Source organism: Micromonospora coxensis (assembly GCF_900090295.1).
In the GTDB taxonomy this organism is placed as follows: Bacteria; Actinomycetota; Actinomycetes; order Mycobacteriales; family Micromonosporaceae; genus Micromonospora; species Micromonospora coxensis.
This window is the reverse complement of sequence record NZ_LT607753.1, coordinates 5,069,811-5,087,049: the sequence shown is the minus strand read 5'-3', so window position 1 is coordinate 5,087,049 and position 17,239 is coordinate 5,069,811. Positions and strand designations below refer to the sequence as shown.

Sequence of the window (17,239 nt, the reverse complement as noted above, 5' to 3'; positions counted from 1 at the left end):
CTTCATCGTGTGCTCATGTCGGTCGTCCTACCCTGCTAGCGACCCTCGCCCGGTCGGGTTGACCGGACGTAGTGGTTGGCGCATCGATGTACTCCGCGACGGCGCCGTGGTCAGGGACCCCGGTGAGGCGCAGCGCACGCCCGAAGGCGCGACGCCGCACCGCCTGCGCGAAGCAGGCCGGATCCGGGTGCATGTTCGCTCCCCGACCCGGCAGCCTGCGAGCCGGATCGGGCCGGAGACTGAGATCAGCCCCGTCGCCGACCGCGACGATCCGCAGCAATTCGCTGGCCGGCGCACGTCGCCGGCAACCCACACAGGTGCGCTCCGGCTGCGCGCGTCGTACCACTGGAAGAAGTCTACCCCTAGCTTGCCGAGATCGCGCCGCCCGGCTCCGGGACGTGATCGGCTCCGCCCCGGCCGCCCGCCCCGGCCTGCTCGGCGTCGGAGCGGATGTCGATCCGCCAACCGGTCAGTCGGGCAGCAAGCCGGGCATTCTGCCCCTCCCGCCCGATCGCGAGCGAGAGCTGGAAGTCCGGGACGGTCACCCGGGCGGTCCGGGTGGCCAGGTCGACCACCTCGACGCGCAGGGCCTTGGCCGGCGACAACGCGTTGCCGACGAAGGTCGCCGGGTCGTCCGACCAGTCGATGATGTCGATCTTCTCACCGTGCAGCTCGCTCATCACCGCGCGCACCCGCTGGCCCATCGGCCCGATGCAGGCGCCCTTGGCGTTCACGCCCTGGGCGGTGGAGCGGACCGCGATCTTCGTACGGTGACCCGCCTCACGCGCGATCGCGGCGATCTCGACGGTGCCGTCGGCGATCTCCGGCACCTCCAGCGCGAAGAGCTTCTTCACCAGGGCGGGGTGTGAGCGGGACAGCGTCACCTGCGGGCCACGCATCCCCTTGGCCACGTGCACCACCACGCAGCGGATCCGCTCGCCGTGCTGGGGGTTCTCACCCGGGACCTGCTCGGACTGGGGCAGGACGCCCTCCAGCTTGCCCAGGTCGACGCTGATGATGCCCTTCTCCCGGCGGGTCTCGTGCGCCTGCACCACCCCGGTGACCAGGTCACCGTCGCGACCGACGTACTCGCCGAAGTGCACCTCGTCGGTGGCCTCCCGCAGCCGCTGCAGGATCACCTGCTTGGCGGTCATCGCGGCGATCCGGCCGAAGTCGTGCGGGGTGTCGTCCCACTCCCGCACCACGGTGCCGTCCTCGTCCAGCTCCTGGGCGTAGACCAGGGCGGCCCCGTTCTTACGGTCGATCTCCACCCGGGCGTGCGATTCGGCGCCCTCGGTGTGCCGGTAGGCGGTCAGCAGCGCGGTCTCGATCGCCGCGAGGATCGTGTCGAACGGGATCTCCCGCTCGCGCTCGAGTGCGCGCAGCGCCGCGAGGTCGATGTTCACCTCTCCTCGTCCTCCACATCATCTTCGTCGTCGATGTCGTCGATGTCCTCGCCGTCCTCGTCGGCGCCGTCGAACTCGTCCGCCTCGTCGATCTCGTCGAGGCGGTTGAACTCGACCTGCACCCGGCCGGGGCCCAGCTCGTCGTACGTGTGCTCGGTGCGGCCGGAGTCGGTCTCCAGCGCCACCCGTTCGCCGTCGGCCGCCACCACCCGGCCGGTGACCTGACGGTCCCCGGCGGGCTGCTCCGGCGCCGCCGTACCCCGCACGGTTACCTTGACCAGCCGGCCGACGTTGCGTCGCCAGTGCCGGGGCAGGGTGAGCGGCCGGTCCACGCCGGGTGAGCTGACCTCGAGCTGGTACTCCCCCGCCACGATGTCGCCGCCGGCCTCCTCGGCCGCGTCCAGCGCCGCCGACACCGCGCGGGAGACGTCCGCGACGGCGTCCAGGTTGATCCCGCCGTCGGCGTCCACGATCACGCGGACCACGTGCCGGCGGCCGGCCCGGGAGACCGACAGGTCCTCCAGGTCGTACCCCTCCCGGGTGACCACGGGCTCGATGACCTCGCGCAGCCGGGCGCGCCGCGCGGCGAGGTCCGTCCGGGGTGCGCCCGCGCGGTCCCCGCCCCGGGAGCCGTCGGTGCGACGGGTCCGCCCCGCCGGTCCCGTCGGCCTGGTGGCACGGCCACGCTGCGTCATCTGCGCACCCTTCTGCTGTTCGGCGGCGGTCGGACGGCCGCCACGCCGGCACGCCACCGGGGCGGTCGCGCCGGTGGCTGCGCAGAGCGTAACGCGCCACCGGGGTGGTGGACCGAGCGGCGCACCGACGGCGGTCACCCACCTGACCGCGCCGATGGTGTTGACTTGTCCGGTGGCGACGGGCAGATGGACCGCGAACGACGGTGGACCGGGACGAACCCGGCGCGCCCTGCTGCGTACCGGGGCGCTGCTGGCGGCAGGGGGCGCGACCGCGCCGCTGACCGGCTGTGATCTTTTCGACGGCGACGAGCCCCCGCCGCCGCCCGATCCGCTGGAGCCGCTCGCCGCCGAGGCCCGTGAGCTGGCCGCCCGGCACCGGGCCGCGATCGCCGCCGACCCGGGGCTGGCCGACCGGCTCACCCCGATCGCCGACGCGCACGCGGCGCACGCCGACGAGATCCACCGGCTGATCGGCCGGCCGGCCCCGACCGGGTCGCCCGGGCCGCAGCCGTCGGGCGGGGACCGCGACGGGCTGCTGGCCGGGCTCCGGGAGGCGGAGCAGCGGGGCCGCAAGGCCGCCGCGCAGGCGTGCGCGGAGGCGCCCGGCGAGCGGGCCGCCCTGCTCGGCTCGATCACCGCCGCCCGGGCCACCCACCTGGAGGCGCTGAAGTGACCCGACGACAGGCGCCGGCCGACGCCGGCCAGGCGCTCGCCGACGCGCTGGCCGCCGAGTACGCGGCGATCTTCGCCTACGGCCCGATCGGGGTACGGCTGACCGACGCCGCCCGGCGCGACGCCCGCGCGGCCGAGGCGGCCCACCGCGCCCGCCGGGACGCGCTGGTGCTCCAGCTCACCACCGGCGGCGGTCGGGTCCCGGCGGACAAGGCCGGCTACGCGCTGCCCTTCCCGGTCGGCGACCGGGCCGCCGCGCTGCGGCTGGCGGTCGAGATCGAGGAGCGCACGGCCGCGTACTGGCGGGCGGTGCTGCCGGTGACCACCGGCGCGGACCGTACCCGCGCGTTGAACGCGTTGACCGACTGTGCGGTCCGGGCCGCCCGGTGGCGGCGGACGGCGGGTGTCGCCCCGGTCACCGTGGCCTTCCCCGGCCGGCCGGCCTGAGCGGCGCGGACGCCCCTGCGGTTGCGGTCCGCATACGGGGTATGCATACTCCGTTGCCATGTCCATCCGCCACGGCCTGCTCGCCCTGCTCGAGCGTGGCCAGATGTACGGCTACCAGCTGCGCGCCGCGTTCGAGGAGTCGACCGGCTCGACCTGGCCGCTGAACATCGGGCAGGTCTACACCACCCTCAACCGGCTCGAACGCGACGGGCTGGTCCGTCCGCTGCCCGAGAACGAGGGCGGGCAGCGGCCGTACGAGATCACCGACGCCGGGCGGGCGGACCTGGCGCTGTGGTTCGCCACCCCGATCAGCCGCGCCGACCGTCCCCGCGACGAGCTGTCGATCAAGTTGGCCCTGGCGCTGACCACGCCCGGCGTCGACGTCCGGGCGGTGGTGCAGACCCAGCGCAGCGCGACCATGCGCACCCTGCAGGAGCTGACCCGGCTGAAGTACGCCAGCGACAAGCCGGAGGACCTGCCCTGGCGGCTGGTGCTGGACGCGATGGTGTTCCAGGCCGAGGCGGAGATCCGCTGGCTGGACCACTGCGAGACGAGCCTGGTCCGCTACCGTCCCGCCGTGCCACCCGGCCGCGCCGTCCACCCGGGGGCGGTGGACCGGGCCGACGAGGAGGCCCGCCGGTGAGCGGGTCCGACGTCCCGGTGCTCGACCTGCGGGACGTCCACCGCACCCACGGCAGCGGCGAGGCCGCCGTGCACGCGCTGCGCGGGGTCAGCCTCACCGTCCGGGCCGGCGAGCTGGTCGCCGTGATGGGTCCCTCGGGCTCCGGCAAGTCCACCCTGCTCACCCTGGCCGGCGGGCTGGACAGTCCCACCGCCGGCGAGGTGGTGGTCGAGGGGCAGCCGCTGGGCACGCTCGACCACCGCGGCCTCGCCCGGCTGCGCCGCCGGCGGATCGGCTACGTCTTCCAGGACCTCAACCTGCTGGCCAGCCTCACCGCCGCGGAGAACGTGGCCCTCCCCCTCGAACTCGACGGGGTGGGCGTGCGCCCGGCCCGTCGGGCGGCGCTCGCCGCCCTGGCGGAGGTCGGCCTGACCGGGCTGGGCGAGCGCTTCCCCGACCAGATGTCCGGCGGCCAGCAGCAACGGGTGGCGATCGCCCGCGCGCTGGTCGGCGAGCGGCGGCTGGTGCTGGCCGACGAGCCGACCGGGGCGCTGGACTCGCAGACCGGCGAGGCGGTGCTGCACCTGCTGCGCCGCCGGGTCGACGCGGGCGCGGCCGGGGTGCTGGTCACCCACGAGGCACGGCACGCCGGCTGGGCCGACCGGGTGGTCTTCCTCCGCGACGGGGTCATGGTCGACTCGACCGCGCCGCTGCCCGGCGTCGAGCAGCTGCTCTCCGGCAGCGGCAGGTGAGGCCGCACCCGGCCGGGGTCCGGCGCACCGGACGGATCGCCGAGGCGGTCGGCTCCTGGCGGGCCGCGCTGCGCATCGCCCGACGGGAGGCGCGCCGGGCACGCCGACGCACCGCCCTGGTGCTGGCGATGATCGCCCTGCCGGTGCTGGCCCTGAGCTTCGTCGCGGCCACCTACGACATGTCCACCCTCACCCGGGCGGAACGGCTCGACCAGCGCATCGGCGCCGCCGACGTGGAGCTGCGCTGGATCTCGGAGACCCCGGTCGTGCAGGACGCCTGGGGCGAGGGCGTGTACCCGGCCGGCGGCGAGGAGCGGCCCCGGACCCGCCCGGTGACGGCCGGGGAAATCACCGCCCTGCTACCGCCCGGCAGCCGGATCGCCCCGGTGCGCTGGTGGATCCCCTTCGAGGTGCGCGTCGGCGACGGGCTCGTCGCGCTCACCGGCCGGGCGCTGGACCTCACCGACCCCGTCGCGGGCAGCACGGCCCGGCTACGCGCCGGCCGCACACCGGACCGGCCGGACGAGATCGCCGTCAGCGCGGCGGCGCTGCGCGAACTCGACGTCGACCTGGGCGGGGTGGTCACCCTGGCCGACGGGTCACGGGCGTACCGCGTGGTCGGGATGGTGGAGTTCCCGGACGACCTGGGCGCGACCGCCGCGCTGCCCCCCGGCGCGACCCCCGCGCCACCGGCCGGCGCCTACGACGGGAGCTGGCTGGTGGACCTGCCCGGCCCGGTGGACGCCGCGCTGGCGGCCCGGCTCAACGCGCGGGGGATCACCGTCTCCGCGCGTACCCCGGTGCCCGGCGCGACGGCGGTCCCGGAGGGCCACCTCCCCGGCGCCCTGGTCTCCGACGCCGAGGGGACGGGCAGCGCGCTGCTGGTCGGCGGGCTCGGCCTGCTGGAGGTGGTGCTCCTGGTCGGGCCGGCCTTCGCGGTCGGCGTACGGCGGCGACGCCGCGACCTCGCGCTGGTCGCGGTCGCCGGCGGCGACGCGGTGCACCTGCGCCGGATCGTGCTCGCCGACGGAGTGGTGCTGGGCGGCGTCGGGGCGGCCCTCGGCGTGCTGCTCGGTGTCGCCCTGGCCCTCGCCGCCCGGCCGCTGGTCGAGGAGTACGTCATGCAGGCCCGGTTCGGCGGGTACCGGGTCTTCCCGGCGGCGCTGGCGACGATCGCGGCGGTCGCGGTGCTGGCCGGGGTGCTGGCCGCGCTCGCCCCCGCCTGGACGGCCGCCCGGCAGGACGTGGTGGCCGGGCTGGCCGGGCGACGGACGGTGCCGCCGCACCGCCGGCGCTGGCTGGTCCTCGGCGTGACGCTGACCGTCCTGGGCACCGCGACCGCCGCCCTGGGCGCGCATCGCGGCACGCCGCTCGTGATCCTCACCGGGCTGGTCCTCGGTGAGCTGGGCCTGGTCTTCACCACGCCCACCCTGGTCGGCCTGCTGGCCCGGACGGGACGGCTGCTGCCATTGGCGCCCCGGATCGCGCTGCGTGACGCCAGCCGCAACCGCTCCTCCGCCGCCCCGGCGATCTCGGCGGTGATGGCGGCGGTCGCCGGCAGCGTGGCCGTCGGCGTCTGGGTGGCCAGCGACGACGCCCGGAGCCGGGCGGCCTGGCAGCCCGGCGTGCCGCCCGGCCACGTGGTGCTGTACCGGGCCGGCTCGGCCGAGGCGGATGACCTGCCGGCGCTGCCGTCGGTCGCCGACCGGGTCCGCGGCGTGCTGGCGGCCGACTCGGTCGCCCGGATCGACGTGCCGGTCTGCGCCCGGCCGCACCGGGACGAGCAGTGCACGGTCCACGCGGTGCTGCCGCCCGAACAGGTCTGCCCGTTCGAGGTCGAGGCGCTCCGGACGGCCGAGGTCCGCCGACGGGCGCAGGCCGACCCGCGCTGCCGCTCGATGCCGGAACCCACCGGCGTCTCCCTGCCGGTCCTGGTGGACGACGGGTCCGTCCTGCCCGCGCTCACCGACGCGCCGCCGGAGGAGGTGGCCCGGGCGAGCGCCGTGCTGCGGGCCGGCGGCGCGGTGGTGACCGACCCGCGCCGGGTCCGCGACGGCACGGTGACGGTGGCGATGAGCCGGGTCGGCGAGGGCCCCGAACCGCCGGCCACGACCACCGTCGCGCTACCCGGGTACGTGCTGCGCGGTGGCCTGCCGGTGGACCGGCTGGTGCTCTCCACCCCCGCCGCCACCCGGCTCGGCCTGGCCGTCGAGCCGTTGGGGTACGCCGTCGAGACCCACGCCGTGCCGACGGCGTCGCAGCAGCGGCGGCTCACCGCCGACCTGCGCCCACTGGGCTCGTTCTGGGTCGAGGTGGACACCGGTCCGACCGATTCCGGCCAGCGCCCACTGCTGTTGCTGCTGGCCGCCGGCGCCGGGATCATCACCCTGGGGGCCGCCGGGGTCGCCACCGGGCTCGCCGCCGCGGAGGGCCGTCGGGACCTGTCCACCCTGGCCGCCGTGGGGGCCAGTCCCCGGATGCGCCGGGTGCTCTCGCTCTGTCAGGCCGGGGTGATCGCCGGACTCGGCTCGGTGCTGGGCATCCTGGCCGGCCTCGGCTCGACGGTGGTGATCCTGACCTCCGTCAACCGGCAGTACGCCGACTCCTGGCCGGTCCAGGCGCCGTACCCGCTCGTGGTGCCCTGGCTGACCCTGGGCGTGCTGGTGTTCGTGCCACTGGTGGCGATGCTCGGCGCGGGCCTGTTCACCCGGTCCCGGCTGGCCGTGGAACGCCGGCTGGACTGACCGCGCCGTCGGGGGCCGCGCGCCGTCGGGGGCCGCGCGCCGTCGGGGGCCGCCCGGAGGGGTGCCGCACGGGCCGTCGAATTGGCAGACTGTCAACGTGTCCGTTCTGGGATCCCTCACCCGCCGCCTCGGCCACCACCGCTGGTTCGGCGCCACCATGCGCCTGCTCGTCCCCGCCGACCGGCTGGTCGGGCGGCTCACCCGGGGCCGGGTGGTCGCGCTCGGGCTGGTCCCGTCCCTGGTCCTCACCACCACCGGCCGCCGCTCGGGCCTGCCCCGCAGCAACCCGCTGCTGTTCGTGCCGGACGGCGACGCGTACGTGGTGATCGGGTCGAACTGGGGGCAGCGGCACCAGCCCGGCTGGGCGATGAACCTGCTGGCCGACCCCGCCGCCGAGGTGGACGTGAAGGGGCGCCGCCTCCCCGTCCGCGCCGAGGTCGCCACCGGCGCGGAACGCGACCGGCTCTGGCGGCTGCTGGTGACCGAGTGGCCGGCGTACCAGACGTACGTCGAGCGGGCCGGTGATCGGGAGATCCGCATCTTCCGACTGGTCCCGGCCGACCGGCCGACCGCCTGACCGCGCGCCGCTCGCGCCGACGGACCCTGCACGGGCCGCATGCCGGCGGACCGTGCAGGGGCCGCGCATCGGCGGACGGGCGCGGCATGCCGGCAGGCAAGCAACGACGTCCCGGCGAATCGGGCACGGCGTCCCGGCACCGGACACGGCGTCCCGGCGGACCGGACGGGGCGTCCCAGCGGACCCGACGCGGCCTCCCAGCGGACCCGACGCGGCCTCCCAGCGGACCGGACACGGCGTCCCAGCGGACCGGACACGGCGTCCCCGGGCACGGCGGACCGGCAGACCGGACGCGGCGGACCCGGAGGCAGGTGCGGCGTGGCGAGCGTGGCGGGCCTGTGGGCGAGCGCCGCGCATCGGCGGACGGGCGCGGCGTAGCGGGCGGGCGACGCCGGTCTGGCTAGGGTGGGGACGGTGCCCGACCGGCCCGGACCGGTCGGCTCCGGGTCACGGCCGCCGCCCGCCGACGTGGCGGGTCGAGCGCCGCCGGCCAGGCGTGGGACCCGGCGTGGGACGGAGGTGACGTCCGTGGACGGCAGCGGCGCCGGGCTGGGCACCGACCCGCACCTGGACGACCGGCGGTGGCGGGTCGCCGAGCGGGTGGCCGAGGCGGCCCGGCGGCGGTTCCCGGCGGACATCCTCGTGGTGGCGGTGCACGGGCCGCTCGCGCACGGCGACGACGACGGGGGTGGGAACGCCGAGGTGGGCCTGCTGCTGGCGACCTACCGGGCGGGCGCGGGGCCGGAGCCGTCGACCCGGCGGGTGGACGGGGTGCTGGTCGACCTGACCGTGGCCGGCGCGCAGGAGTACCTGCGGCAGGCGCGGACGTTGACCCCGCTCTGGCCGCTGACCGCCGACCGGTACGTCACCACCACCGCCCTGTACGACCCGACCGGCTGGCTGCGCACCCTGCGCGACGAGCACCTCGGGCGGCTCGCCCGGGCCCGCCCGGCCGAGTTCACCGCGGCGGCCCGGCAGGCGTGGTACCGGGGCTGGGCGGCGCACGCCCGCGCGGCGCGGCTCGCCGAGTGGTACGAGACCGACCAGGCGCTGCTGATGCTCGGCGAGGCCCGGCTGGCGGCGGCCACGGTGACCGGGCTGCTCACCCGCACCTACTTCCGGGATCCGGGCGACGCGGTCCGGCGTACCGGGCTGGCCGGGGCGGACATGACCGAGGTGGGGACGGTGCTGGGCCGACAGGCCGACGAACTGGCCGCCCGGGGTCGCCCCGTCGACGGCACCGTCGACGACCTCCTCACCCCCTGACACCCCCACACCCCCGAACCCACCCGCCCGCACTTTCAGAGAAAGAGTGGCTATTCGACGCGGAATAGCCACTCTTTCTCTGAAAGAGCGCGTGTGCTCGGGTGGGGGTGGGGGTGGGGACGGGGAGGGGGTCAGCCGAGGCCGCCTTGGACGCCGATCAGGGCGCCGATGCCGTAGGTGGCGGCGGCGGCGAGGGCGCCGAGCAGGAGTTGGCGCAGGCCGCCGGACCACCAGGGGCGGCTGGTGAACCGGGCGACGACCGCCCCGGCGGCGAAGAGCCCCACCCCGCCGACGCCGAGCGCCAGCCAGAGGTCGGTGGAGCCGAGCAGGTAGGTCAGCAGCGGGATCAGGGCGCCCACCGAGAAGAAGAGGAACGACGAGATCGCCGCCGCCCACGGGCTGGGCTGCTCGTCGGGGTCGATGCCCAACTCCTCCCGGACGTGCATCCGCAGCGCCTCCTCCGGGTTGCGCCGGATCTCGTTCGCCACCTGCATGGCCAGGTCACGGGGCAGGCCGCGGGCGACCCACGCGTCGGCCAGCTCGCGGGCCTCCGCCTCGGGGTGCCGTTCCAGCTCGCGGCGCTCCTTGGCCACCTCGGCGGCGACCTGCTCGTTGGCGGAGCGGACGCTGGTGTACTCCCCCAGCCCCATCGAGATGGCCCCGGCGACCAGGCCGGCGGTGCCGGTGAGAACGATGCTGCGGGGCGAGACGCCGCCACCGCCGACGCCCGCGATCAGGGCGATGTTGGTGACCAGGCCGTCCATCGCGCCGAAGACGGCCGGCCGCAGCCAGCCGCCGGAGACGTCCGCGTGGTGTGCCTCGCGCAGCGCGGCAGGGGTCTCGGTCACGGCAGGGTCAGGATCTCGTGGCCGTCGTCGGTCACGACGATCGTGTGCTCGAACTGCGCCGTCCACTTCCGGTCCTTGGTGACCACCGTCCAGCCGTCGTCCCACATGTCGTACTGGTGGGTGCCGAGGGTGATCATCGGCTCGATGGTGAAGGTCATCCCGGGCTCCATCACGTCGGTGGGGCGCGGGCTGTCGTAGTGCGGCACGTAGAGGCCGCTGTGGAACGCCTCGCCGATGCCGTGGCCGGTGAAGTCGCGGACCACGCCGTAGCCGAACCGCTTGGCGTACGACTCGATGACCCGGCCGACCACGTTGATCTGGCGGCCCGGGGCGACGGCCTTGATGCCGCGCATCATCGCCTCGTGGGTCCGCTCGACCAGCAGCCGGGCCTCCTCGCTCACCTCGCCCACGCAGAAGGTCGCGTCGGTGTCCCCGTGCACCCCACCGATGTACGCGGTGACGTCGACGTTGATGATGTCGCCGTCCCGCAGGACCGTGCTGTCCGGGATGCCGTGGCAGATGACCTCGTTGAGGCTGGTGCAGCAGGACTTCGGGAAGCCCTTGTAGCCCAGCGTCGAGGGGTACGCCCCGTGGTCGCAGAGGAACTCGTGCACCACCCGGTCGATCTCGTCGGTGGTCACGCCCGGCTTGCAGTGCTCGCCCGCGAGCCGGGTCGCCCGGGCGGCGAGCCGGCCGGCGATCCGCATCTTCTCGATGGTCTCCGGCGTCTGCACGTGCGAGCCGCGCCACTCCTGCGGGCGCTTCTTGCCCACGTACTCCGGTCGGGCGATGTGGGCGGGCACCGCTCGCCACGGGGACAGCGTGCCGGGGGTCAGCGGCGCACGGACGTTCATGGCCACAGCCTATCGCCGCGCCCACGGTGACTCCCGCCACGCACCCGCCCGCCGAGGTTGTTGCCGTGGCAACCGTGCTGTGCCAAAGTTGCTGCGTGGATCAAGGGGGCGCACCTCCCGTGTTCTCCGCGAGCGCGGAGCTCGACGGAGAGCACCTCCGCGTGGTGGTGACCGGCGAGGTCGACATGGCCACCGCCGACACGATGCTCCAGACCGCCCTCCGCGAGCCCGCCGAGCGGGTCACCCTCGACCTGCGCGGGGTCACCTTCTTCGACTCGGCCGCCATCCACGCGGTGGTCCGGCTCGCCGACCGGCTCCCCGACCGGCTCACCGTGCTCCCCTCCCGCCAGGTCGTCCGGGTGCTGGAGATCTCCGGCCTGGGCGAGCAGGGCTGGCTGCACCGGGACTGACCGGCCCCCCGTCACCGTGGGCGGCGGGGCGTCGCGTCCGCGCCGGGCGGGCTCAGTCCTGCAACCGCCGGCGCAGCGTCACTTCCGTCCCGTCCGGGGTACGGGTCACCGACAACTCCCCCAACGCCTCGATCAGCGACAGGCCCCGGCCGCGGAAGCCGGACCCGGTCGACTCCCGCCACCGCCCGCTGTCGCGCACGGTCGCCGTCACCGTCCGGCCGTCGATGCCCACCTCGACGTGGATCGTCTCCTCACGCGGGTCCACCGGATGCTCGATGGCGTTGGCGGCGGCCTCGGAGACGGCCACGGTGAGGTCGAAGAGGTCGTTCTCGCCGACCCGGTGGGCGAGGAGGAAGTTCTCCAGCCGCTTGCGCAGCACGCTGAGCCGGGTCGGGTCGGCCGGCAGCCGGAGCGCGAACCGGTGCAGTTCGGCCGCCTCCAGCGCCAGCACCGCCACGTCGTCGTGCCGGTTGCGCCCGGCGACCCGCTCCACCACCGCGTCGACCAGGTCGGCGACGTGCTCGCCCGACACCGAGGCGTCCTGGCGCAGCTGGAGCAGGGCGGCGTCGATGCCCGCGTGCCGGTCCTCGATCAGCCCGTCGGTGTACAGCAGCAGCCGGTCGCCGGGGGTGAGGTCGCCCTCGACCGTCCGGTAGCTGGTGCCGGCGATCGCGCCGATGGGTGGACCGAGTGCCCGATCGTGCAGGAACGCCACGTCGTCTCCTCGGATCAACAGCGGGGACGGATGGCCGGCGCTGGCGTACCGCAGGAGGCCGGTGCGGGGGCAGTACGAGAGGCAGACCACGGTGGCGAAGGACTGCCGCTCGGTGGAGCCGACCAGCCGGTTGAGCCGGGTCAGTGACTGCCCGGGGTCGTAGCCCTCCAGCAGGTACGCCCGCAGCCCGTTGCGCAGCTGGCCCATCGCCGCCGCGGCGCGGACGCCCTTGCCGACCACGTCGCCGATGACCAGCACGACCTCGTCGTCGCCGACCCCGATCACGTCGTACCAGTCGCCGCCGACCTCCACGTCGGCGCTGCCGGGCAGGTAGCGGCTGGCCACCACCGCGCCGGGGAGCTGCGGCAGGGTGGTCGGCAGCAGGCTGTGCTGCAGGGTGGTGGCGATGTGGTGCTCGGCCTCGTAGAGCTGGGCGTTCTCCAGGCGTACCCCGACCAGGCGGGCCAGCTGGGTCAGCGCCGCCCGCTCGGGTCCGTCGCCGTCGGTGCGCCACACCCGCAGCTCGCCGAGCTGCGTGCCGGCGGTGCCGGTCAGCGCCAGCACGTCCGACGGCTCCTGCGGCGTCGTCCCGCCGGCGTCGGCCTCGTACCGTGCGCCGCTGGTGGTGACCAGCACCCGGGCCGCCTCGGCGAGGCTGAGCGCGTGCCGCGCGGCGACCTGGACCACGTCGGCGGTGGAGCGGGCGGTGTTGATCGCCACCGCGGCGTCGGCCAGCGCCCGCAGCCGGCGGATGATCTGCCCGCGCAGCTGGCCCAGCTCGACGTTGGCCCGGACCCGGGCGATCAGCTCCTGACCGGAGAACGGCTTGGTGAGGTAGTCGTCGGCGCCGACCGACAGCCCGGCGACCGCCTCGGCGGAGCCGGCCCGGGCGGAGAGCAGCACGATCGGCACGTGCCGGGTACGCGGGTTCGCCCGCAGCGCGGTGACCAGCCCGAAGCCGTCCAGCCGGGGCATCATCACGTCGGTCAGCACCAGATCGAAGGTGCCGTCGACGGCCTGTTCCAGGGCCGCCACGCCGTCGGGCACCGCGACCACCTCGTACGACGGGCCGAGCAGCCGGGTGACGTGCTCGCGCAGGTCGGCGTTGTCGTCGGCGAGCAGGATGCGGCCGGCGCCGGCCGGCTCCTCCGCCACCGGCGCCGGAACCAGGGCGTTGCGGTCGTCGGACCAGATCGCGGTCTCCGCGACGTACAGGGCGGCCTGCTGGGGCTCGGCGAGCGGCGCCGGGCTGCCGCTGGCCACCCGGTCGGCGGGCAGGTGCGCCGAGCCGAACGGCAGGGTCACCGCGAAGGTGCTGCCCTCGTCCACCCGGCTGCTGACCTCGACCTTGCCACCGTGCATCTCGACCAGCTCGCGCACCAGCGCGAGGCCGATGCCGGTGCCCTCGTGGGTACGCGACCGGACCCCGGGCACCCGGTGGAACCGCTCGAAGACGTGCGGCAGCTCGTCGGCGACGATGCCGACGCCGGTGTCGCTGACCTCCAGCCGGGCCGCGCCCGCGACGACGTGCACCCGGACCCGGATCTCGCCGTCGAAGGTGAACTTCAGCGCGTTGGAGACCAGGTTGAGGACGATCTTCTCCCACATGTCCCGGTCCACGAAGACCGGCGCGGGCAGCGGCGGGCAGTCGACCACCAGGCGCAGGCCGGCGCGGGCCGTGGCGGAGCGGAAGGTGCTGCTCAGCCGGGAGGTGTAGTCGGCCAGGTCGGTGGGCTCGAAGTGGGCGGCCAGCCGGCCGGACTCCAGGCGGGAGAAGTCGAGCACCGTGTTGACCAGCTTGAGCAGGCGCAGCGCGTTGCGGTGCATGACGGTCAGCCGCTCGGTGTACGCCGGTGGCAGCGCCGGATCGGCGAGCAGGTCCTCCAGCGGCCCGAGGACCAGCGTCAGCGGGGTGCGGAACTCGTGGCTGACGTTGGCGAAGAAGTTCGTCTTGGCCCGGTCGAGGGCGGCCAGCTCGGCGGCGCGGGCCCGCTCCTGCTCGTACGCCCGCTGCTGGCCCAGGGCCTGGGAGATCTGGGCGGTGACCAGGTCGAAGAAGGTGCGGTACTCCTCGTTGAGGTGCAGCCGGCGGGAGACGCCGACGACGAGCACCCCGGCCGGCTCGTTGGTGGCGGTCAGCGGCAGCACCAGGGCCCGGTCGGCGGCCTCCGGCGGCACCACGCCGGGCAGCTCGGCCACGTCGACCTCGGCGGGGACGCCGCCCGCGGCGACCCGGGCGAGCACGGGCGGCGCGTCGGTGGGGACGCCGTCCGGCGTGTCGCCACCGGTCCCCGCGAGGGCGAGGCAGCCCTGGTCGTCGTAGAGGCGGACCCGGGCGAACGGGACGTCGGAGCGGTACCCGTCGAGCACCTCGGCGGCGAGGCGGGCGACCTCCGCCACGCTGCGCGCCTCGCCGAGGCGGGAACCGAGGTCGGCCAGCGCCCGCAGCCGCCGCTCGCCGAGCACCCGGCCGGTGGTCTCGTTGACGAAGCAGAAGATGCCCTGGACGCTGCCGTCGGTGCCGCGGATCGGGTCGTAGGAGACGTCGAAGTAGACCTGCTCGACGAAGCCGTGCCGGTCGATCAGGAACGGGTGGTCCGTGCCGTGGTACGGCTCACCGGTACGCAGCACGTCGTCGAGGACCGGCCCGAGCACGTCCCAGGTCTCCACCCAGTGCCGGCTGGCCGGCTGGCCGATGACGGCCGGGTGCTTGGTGCCGATGGTCGGCCGGTAGGCGTCGTTGTAGAAGGCCCGGTGGTCCGGGCCCCAGAACATCGCGATCTGGGCGCGGGAGGCGAGCATCATGCTGACCGCGTGGCAGAGCGCCGGCGGCCAGGTGTCGGGGGTGCCGAGCGGGGTGCGGGACCAGTCGTACGCGCCCAGCCGACGTCCCATCTCGCCACCGGCCGCGAAGGCCTCGGCGAGCTGCGCGGGGAGCGTCCCGTCGGCGGGACGCGCGTGGAACCGTCCCTCCTCGCCCACCTGGGCCGCGCTCATGTACCCTCCCGCTCCGGCCGTGCCCCGTGACGCCTGGCGTCATGCCGGCCGCGCCCCGCCTTCTACCCAGACGGACCAGCAACGTAACGCATGCCCCGCGGCGATCGCTGGTTACCTGCGTCTCATCCTGCCGTCACCGGCGCGTCGACGCTCGTCGGGAGGGGCGTGCCGGGGGATCGGTCAGAAAGCGGGCAGGCCGTCGATGCTGGTGGCGTTCTTGCGGGCGCGGTACTCGGCCAGGTCCTCGTCGGTCTTGCGGGCGCCCCACCGCAGCAGCAGGTCGCGGTCACCGCGGTAGTCCATCAGCGGCACCGAGTAGCCACAGGAGTCGCTGACCCGCTCGACCTCGACGGTGATCACCGCGCGGACCCCGTGCAGGTCCGGCGGGTCGGGGAAGTGGGCGAGCAGGGGCCGGAAGCCGGGGTCGGTGAGCGGCGTGGCGACTCCCCGCCCGTGCAGGCGGACCACCGTGGGCGGGCCGGTGAAGGCGCAGAACATCACCGTGACCCGGCCGTTGTCCCGCAGGTGGGCGATGGTCTCCGCGCCGCTGCCGTGGTAGTCCAGCCAGGCGACCCGCAGCGGGCCGAGGACGGCGAAGGTGCCCCGCATGCCCCGGGGCGAGACGTTGACGTGCCCGTGCGGCCCGGAGGGGGCGGAGGCCACGAAGAAGACCGGCTGCTCCTCGATCCACTCGCGCAGCCGATCGTCGATCTGGGGATGGACCTTCATGTCCGGATCCTCGCACCGAACACCGAAGAGTGGGACACCCCTTTCCGTCAGGCGGGACAAGCGGTGGGGACGGGGCGGCCCGACTCCGGCCCACCCCGGGTGCCGCCGCGCACTCAGGCGGGAGACGCCGTCCCGGTCCTCGACCCACCCGGACGGCGCCGGGCCACCCCCGCCTCCGACGCGTCCGCCCGGCGCCGCACGGCCACCAGCGTCACCGGCACCGCCGTACCCGCCGCACGGGGCGGACGGACGCGGCGCGCTGCCCTACGCTGCCGCCGTGATCGTTGTCGACGACACCCGAACCCGCCGCCGGCGCTGGCTGCTCCCGACCCTCGTGGTCGCTCTCGTCCTCGCGGGCGGCGGCGCCTGGCTGGCCCTGCGCGCCACCGCCGACGACGACGCGGCAACGCCGGCGCGGCGGGTGCGCCTGGAGGTGACCGCCGACTCCGGCCGGGTGCAGGCCGTCAGCTGGAGGACACCGAACGACGACCATCGCACCCACACCCTGGGCGGCACCCTCACCGACGGAGTCGCCGCCCCCTGGAGCACGGAGGTGACCCTCCAGCCCGGCGACGGCCAGCTCTGGCTGTACGTCCAACCCGTCGACGGCGCCACCGCCACCTGCCGGATCGTCGCGGACGACCGGGTGGTCGAGGAGAAGACGGGTCGCCAACCCGTCGGCTTTGCCTGCTGGACCACCACCCAGCGGGTCTTCCCGAAGGGCTGAGCGACTCACAGCGGGGTGACGTACGCGCCGGTGATGCCGCCGTCCACCACGAACTGCGCGGCGGTCATGAAGGACGAGTCGTCGCTGGCCAGGAAGGCCACCGCGGCGGCGATCTCCGCCGGCTCCCCGAACCGCCCCATCGGCACGTGCACCAGCCGGCGGGCCGCCCGCTCCGGGTCGGCGGCGAAGAGCTCCAGCAGCAGCGGGGTGGCGACCGGGCCGGGACAGAGCGCGTTGACCCGGATCCCCTCCCGGGCGAACTGCACGCCCAGCTCCCGGGTCATCGCCAGCACCCCGCCCTTGCTCGCCGTGTACGCGATCTGCGACGTCGCCGCGCCCATCAGCGCCACGAACGACGCGGTGTTGACGATCGAGCCCTTCCCCTGCCGGCGCATGTGCGGGATGACGTGCTTGCAGCAGAGGTAGACGCTCGTGGTGTTGACCCGCAGCACCCGCTCCCAGGCGTCCAGGCCGGTCTCCAGGATGGAGTCGTCCTCCGGCGGGGAGATGCCGGCGTTGTGGAACGACACGTCGACCCGGCCGTGCCGCTCGACCACCCCGTCGAAGAGGTCGCGCACGGAGGTCTCGTCCGCCACGTCGCAGGCGACGAAGTCGCCGCCGACCTCCGCGGCGGCCCGCTCGCCGGCCTCGGCGTCGATGTCGACGCAGACCACCCGCGCCCCCTCGGCGGCGAAGCGCCGCACGGTGGCCAGCCCGATCCCGCTGCCCGCCCCGGTCACCACGGCGACCCGGTCCGTCAGACGACCCTGCATGACGC

17 protein-coding genes are annotated in these 17,239 nt (G+C 75.3%); 9 read left to right on the top strand and 8 right to left on the bottom strand.

Annotated features, from left to right (window positions below; translation table 11 throughout):
• Positions 1 to 13 precede the first annotated feature (13 nt).
• From GA0070614_RS23270 to rimP, 3 genes are read right to left on the bottom strand one after another with little or no spacing between them, the layout of a single operon-like run.
• Positions 14 to 346 carry a YlxR family protein gene (locus GA0070614_RS23270; protein ID WP_088977959.1) on the bottom strand — a complete coding sequence of 111 codons (333 nt, stop codon included), beginning with the start codon at positions 344 to 346 and terminating at the stop codon, positions 14 to 16.
• Positions 347 to 362: 16 nt separating this feature from the next.
• Positions 363 to 1,406, bottom strand: a complete 1,044-nt coding sequence (nusA, locus tag GA0070614_RS23265) for a transcription termination factor NusA (protein ID WP_088977958.1) — start codon at positions 1,404 to 1,406, stop codon at positions 363 to 365.
• On the bottom strand, positions 1,403 to 2,101 hold the full coding sequence (rimP, locus tag GA0070614_RS23260) for a ribosome maturation factor RimP (RefSeq protein ID WP_088979604.1): 699 nt from the start codon (positions 2,099 to 2,101) through the stop codon (positions 1,403 to 1,405). The genes nusA and rimP overlap by 4 nt, the downstream gene beginning before the upstream one ends.
• 229 nt (positions 2,102 to 2,330) lie before the next feature.
• On the opposite strand from rimP, the gene GA0070614_RS23255 reads away from it, so the two are divergent.
• The 7 genes from GA0070614_RS23255 to GA0070614_RS23225 all read left to right on the top strand — a co-directional run bounded on the left by GA0070614_RS23255 (position 2,331) and on the right by GA0070614_RS23225 (position 9,181).
• Positions 2,331 to 2,774 (top strand): hypothetical protein, encoded by a 444-nt coding sequence (locus GA0070614_RS23255; RefSeq protein ID WP_172892620.1) that lies wholly within the window; start codon positions 2,331 to 2,333, stop codon positions 2,772 to 2,774.
• Positions 2,771 to 3,220, top strand: a complete 450-nt coding sequence (locus tag GA0070614_RS23250) for a ferritin-like domain-containing protein (RefSeq protein ID WP_088977957.1) — start codon at positions 2,771 to 2,773, stop codon at positions 3,218 to 3,220. Before GA0070614_RS23255 ends, GA0070614_RS23250 begins: the two co-directional genes overlap by 4 nt.
• A gap of 58 nt (positions 3,221 to 3,278) precedes the next feature.
• Positions 3,279 to 3,863 (top strand): PadR family transcriptional regulator, encoded by a 585-nt coding sequence (locus GA0070614_RS23245; protein WP_088977956.1) that lies wholly within the window; start codon positions 3,279 to 3,281, stop codon positions 3,861 to 3,863.
• The gene (locus GA0070614_RS23240; RefSeq protein ID WP_088977955.1) at positions 3,860 to 4,594 is read left to right on the top strand and encodes an ABC transporter ATP-binding protein; all 735 of its coding nucleotides are present in this window, start codon (positions 3,860 to 3,862) and stop codon (positions 4,592 to 4,594) included. The genes GA0070614_RS23245 and GA0070614_RS23240 overlap by 4 nt, the downstream gene beginning before the upstream one ends.
• Positions 4,591 to 7,338 (top strand): ABC transporter permease, encoded by a 2,748-nt coding sequence (locus GA0070614_RS23235; protein ID WP_088977954.1) that lies wholly within the window; start codon positions 4,591 to 4,593, stop codon positions 7,336 to 7,338. The genes GA0070614_RS23240 and GA0070614_RS23235 overlap by 4 nt, the downstream gene beginning before the upstream one ends.
• 97 nt (positions 7,339 to 7,435) lie before the next feature.
• Positions 7,436 to 7,915: a nitroreductase/quinone reductase family protein gene (locus GA0070614_RS23230; RefSeq protein WP_088977953.1), complete on the top strand. Its 480-nt coding sequence runs from the start codon at positions 7,436 to 7,438 to the stop codon at positions 7,913 to 7,915.
• Between the two features lie 528 nt (positions 7,916 to 8,443).
• Complete coding sequence (locus tag GA0070614_RS23225; RefSeq protein ID WP_088977952.1) at positions 8,444 to 9,181, top strand: hypothetical protein; 738 nt, start codon at positions 8,444 to 8,446, stop codon at positions 9,179 to 9,181.
• Positions 9,182 to 9,312: 131 nt separating this feature from the next.
• Here the strand turns inward: GA0070614_RS23225 and GA0070614_RS23220 are convergent, their stop codons facing one another.
• A complete protein-coding gene (locus GA0070614_RS23220) occupies positions 9,313 to 10,029 on the bottom strand; it encodes a VIT1/CCC1 transporter family protein (protein WP_088977951.1) in 717 nt (238 codons plus the stop codon).
• Positions 10,026 to 10,883: a type I methionyl aminopeptidase gene (map, locus tag GA0070614_RS23215; protein WP_088977950.1), complete on the bottom strand. Its 858-nt coding sequence runs from the start codon at positions 10,881 to 10,883 to the stop codon at positions 10,026 to 10,028. Before map ends, GA0070614_RS23220 begins: the two co-directional genes overlap by 4 nt.
• Positions 10,884 to 10,978: 95 nt before the next feature.
• On the opposite strand from map, the gene GA0070614_RS23210 reads away from it, so the two are divergent.
• Positions 10,979 to 11,293, top strand: a complete 315-nt coding sequence (locus tag GA0070614_RS23210) for an STAS domain-containing protein (protein ID WP_172892490.1) — start codon at positions 10,979 to 10,981, stop codon at positions 11,291 to 11,293.
• A 52-nt stretch (positions 11,294 to 11,345) separates the two neighbouring features.
• Here GA0070614_RS23210 and GA0070614_RS23205 read toward each other — a convergent pair whose 3' ends face one another.
• Both GA0070614_RS23205 and GA0070614_RS23200 read right to left on the bottom strand, forming a co-directional pair.
• A complete protein-coding gene (locus GA0070614_RS23205) occupies positions 11,346 to 15,005 on the bottom strand; it encodes a SpoIIE family protein phosphatase (protein ID WP_088977948.1) in 3,660 nt (1,219 codons plus the stop codon).
• Between the two features lie 180 nt (positions 15,006 to 15,185).
• Positions 15,186 to 15,734: a pyridoxamine 5'-phosphate oxidase family protein gene (locus tag GA0070614_RS23200; protein WP_088977947.1), complete on the bottom strand. Its 549-nt coding sequence runs from the start codon at positions 15,732 to 15,734 to the stop codon at positions 15,186 to 15,188.
• Positions 15,735 to 16,011: 277 nt separating this feature from the next.
• Here GA0070614_RS23200 and GA0070614_RS23195 point away from each other — a divergent pair, with 277 nt between their 5' ends.
• Positions 16,012 to 16,461, top strand: a complete 450-nt coding sequence (locus tag GA0070614_RS23195; RefSeq protein ID WP_088977946.1) for a hypothetical protein — start codon at positions 16,012 to 16,014, stop codon at positions 16,459 to 16,461.
• A gap of 5 nt (positions 16,462 to 16,466) precedes the next feature.
• Here GA0070614_RS23195 and GA0070614_RS23190 read toward each other — a convergent pair whose 3' ends face one another.
• Positions 16,467 to 17,234, bottom strand: coding sequence for a 3-oxoacyl-ACP reductase (locus GA0070614_RS23190; protein ID WP_088979602.1), 768 nt, complete (start codon positions 17,232 to 17,234; stop codon positions 16,467 to 16,469).
• Between the last annotated feature and the right edge of the window lie 5 nt (positions 17,235 to 17,239).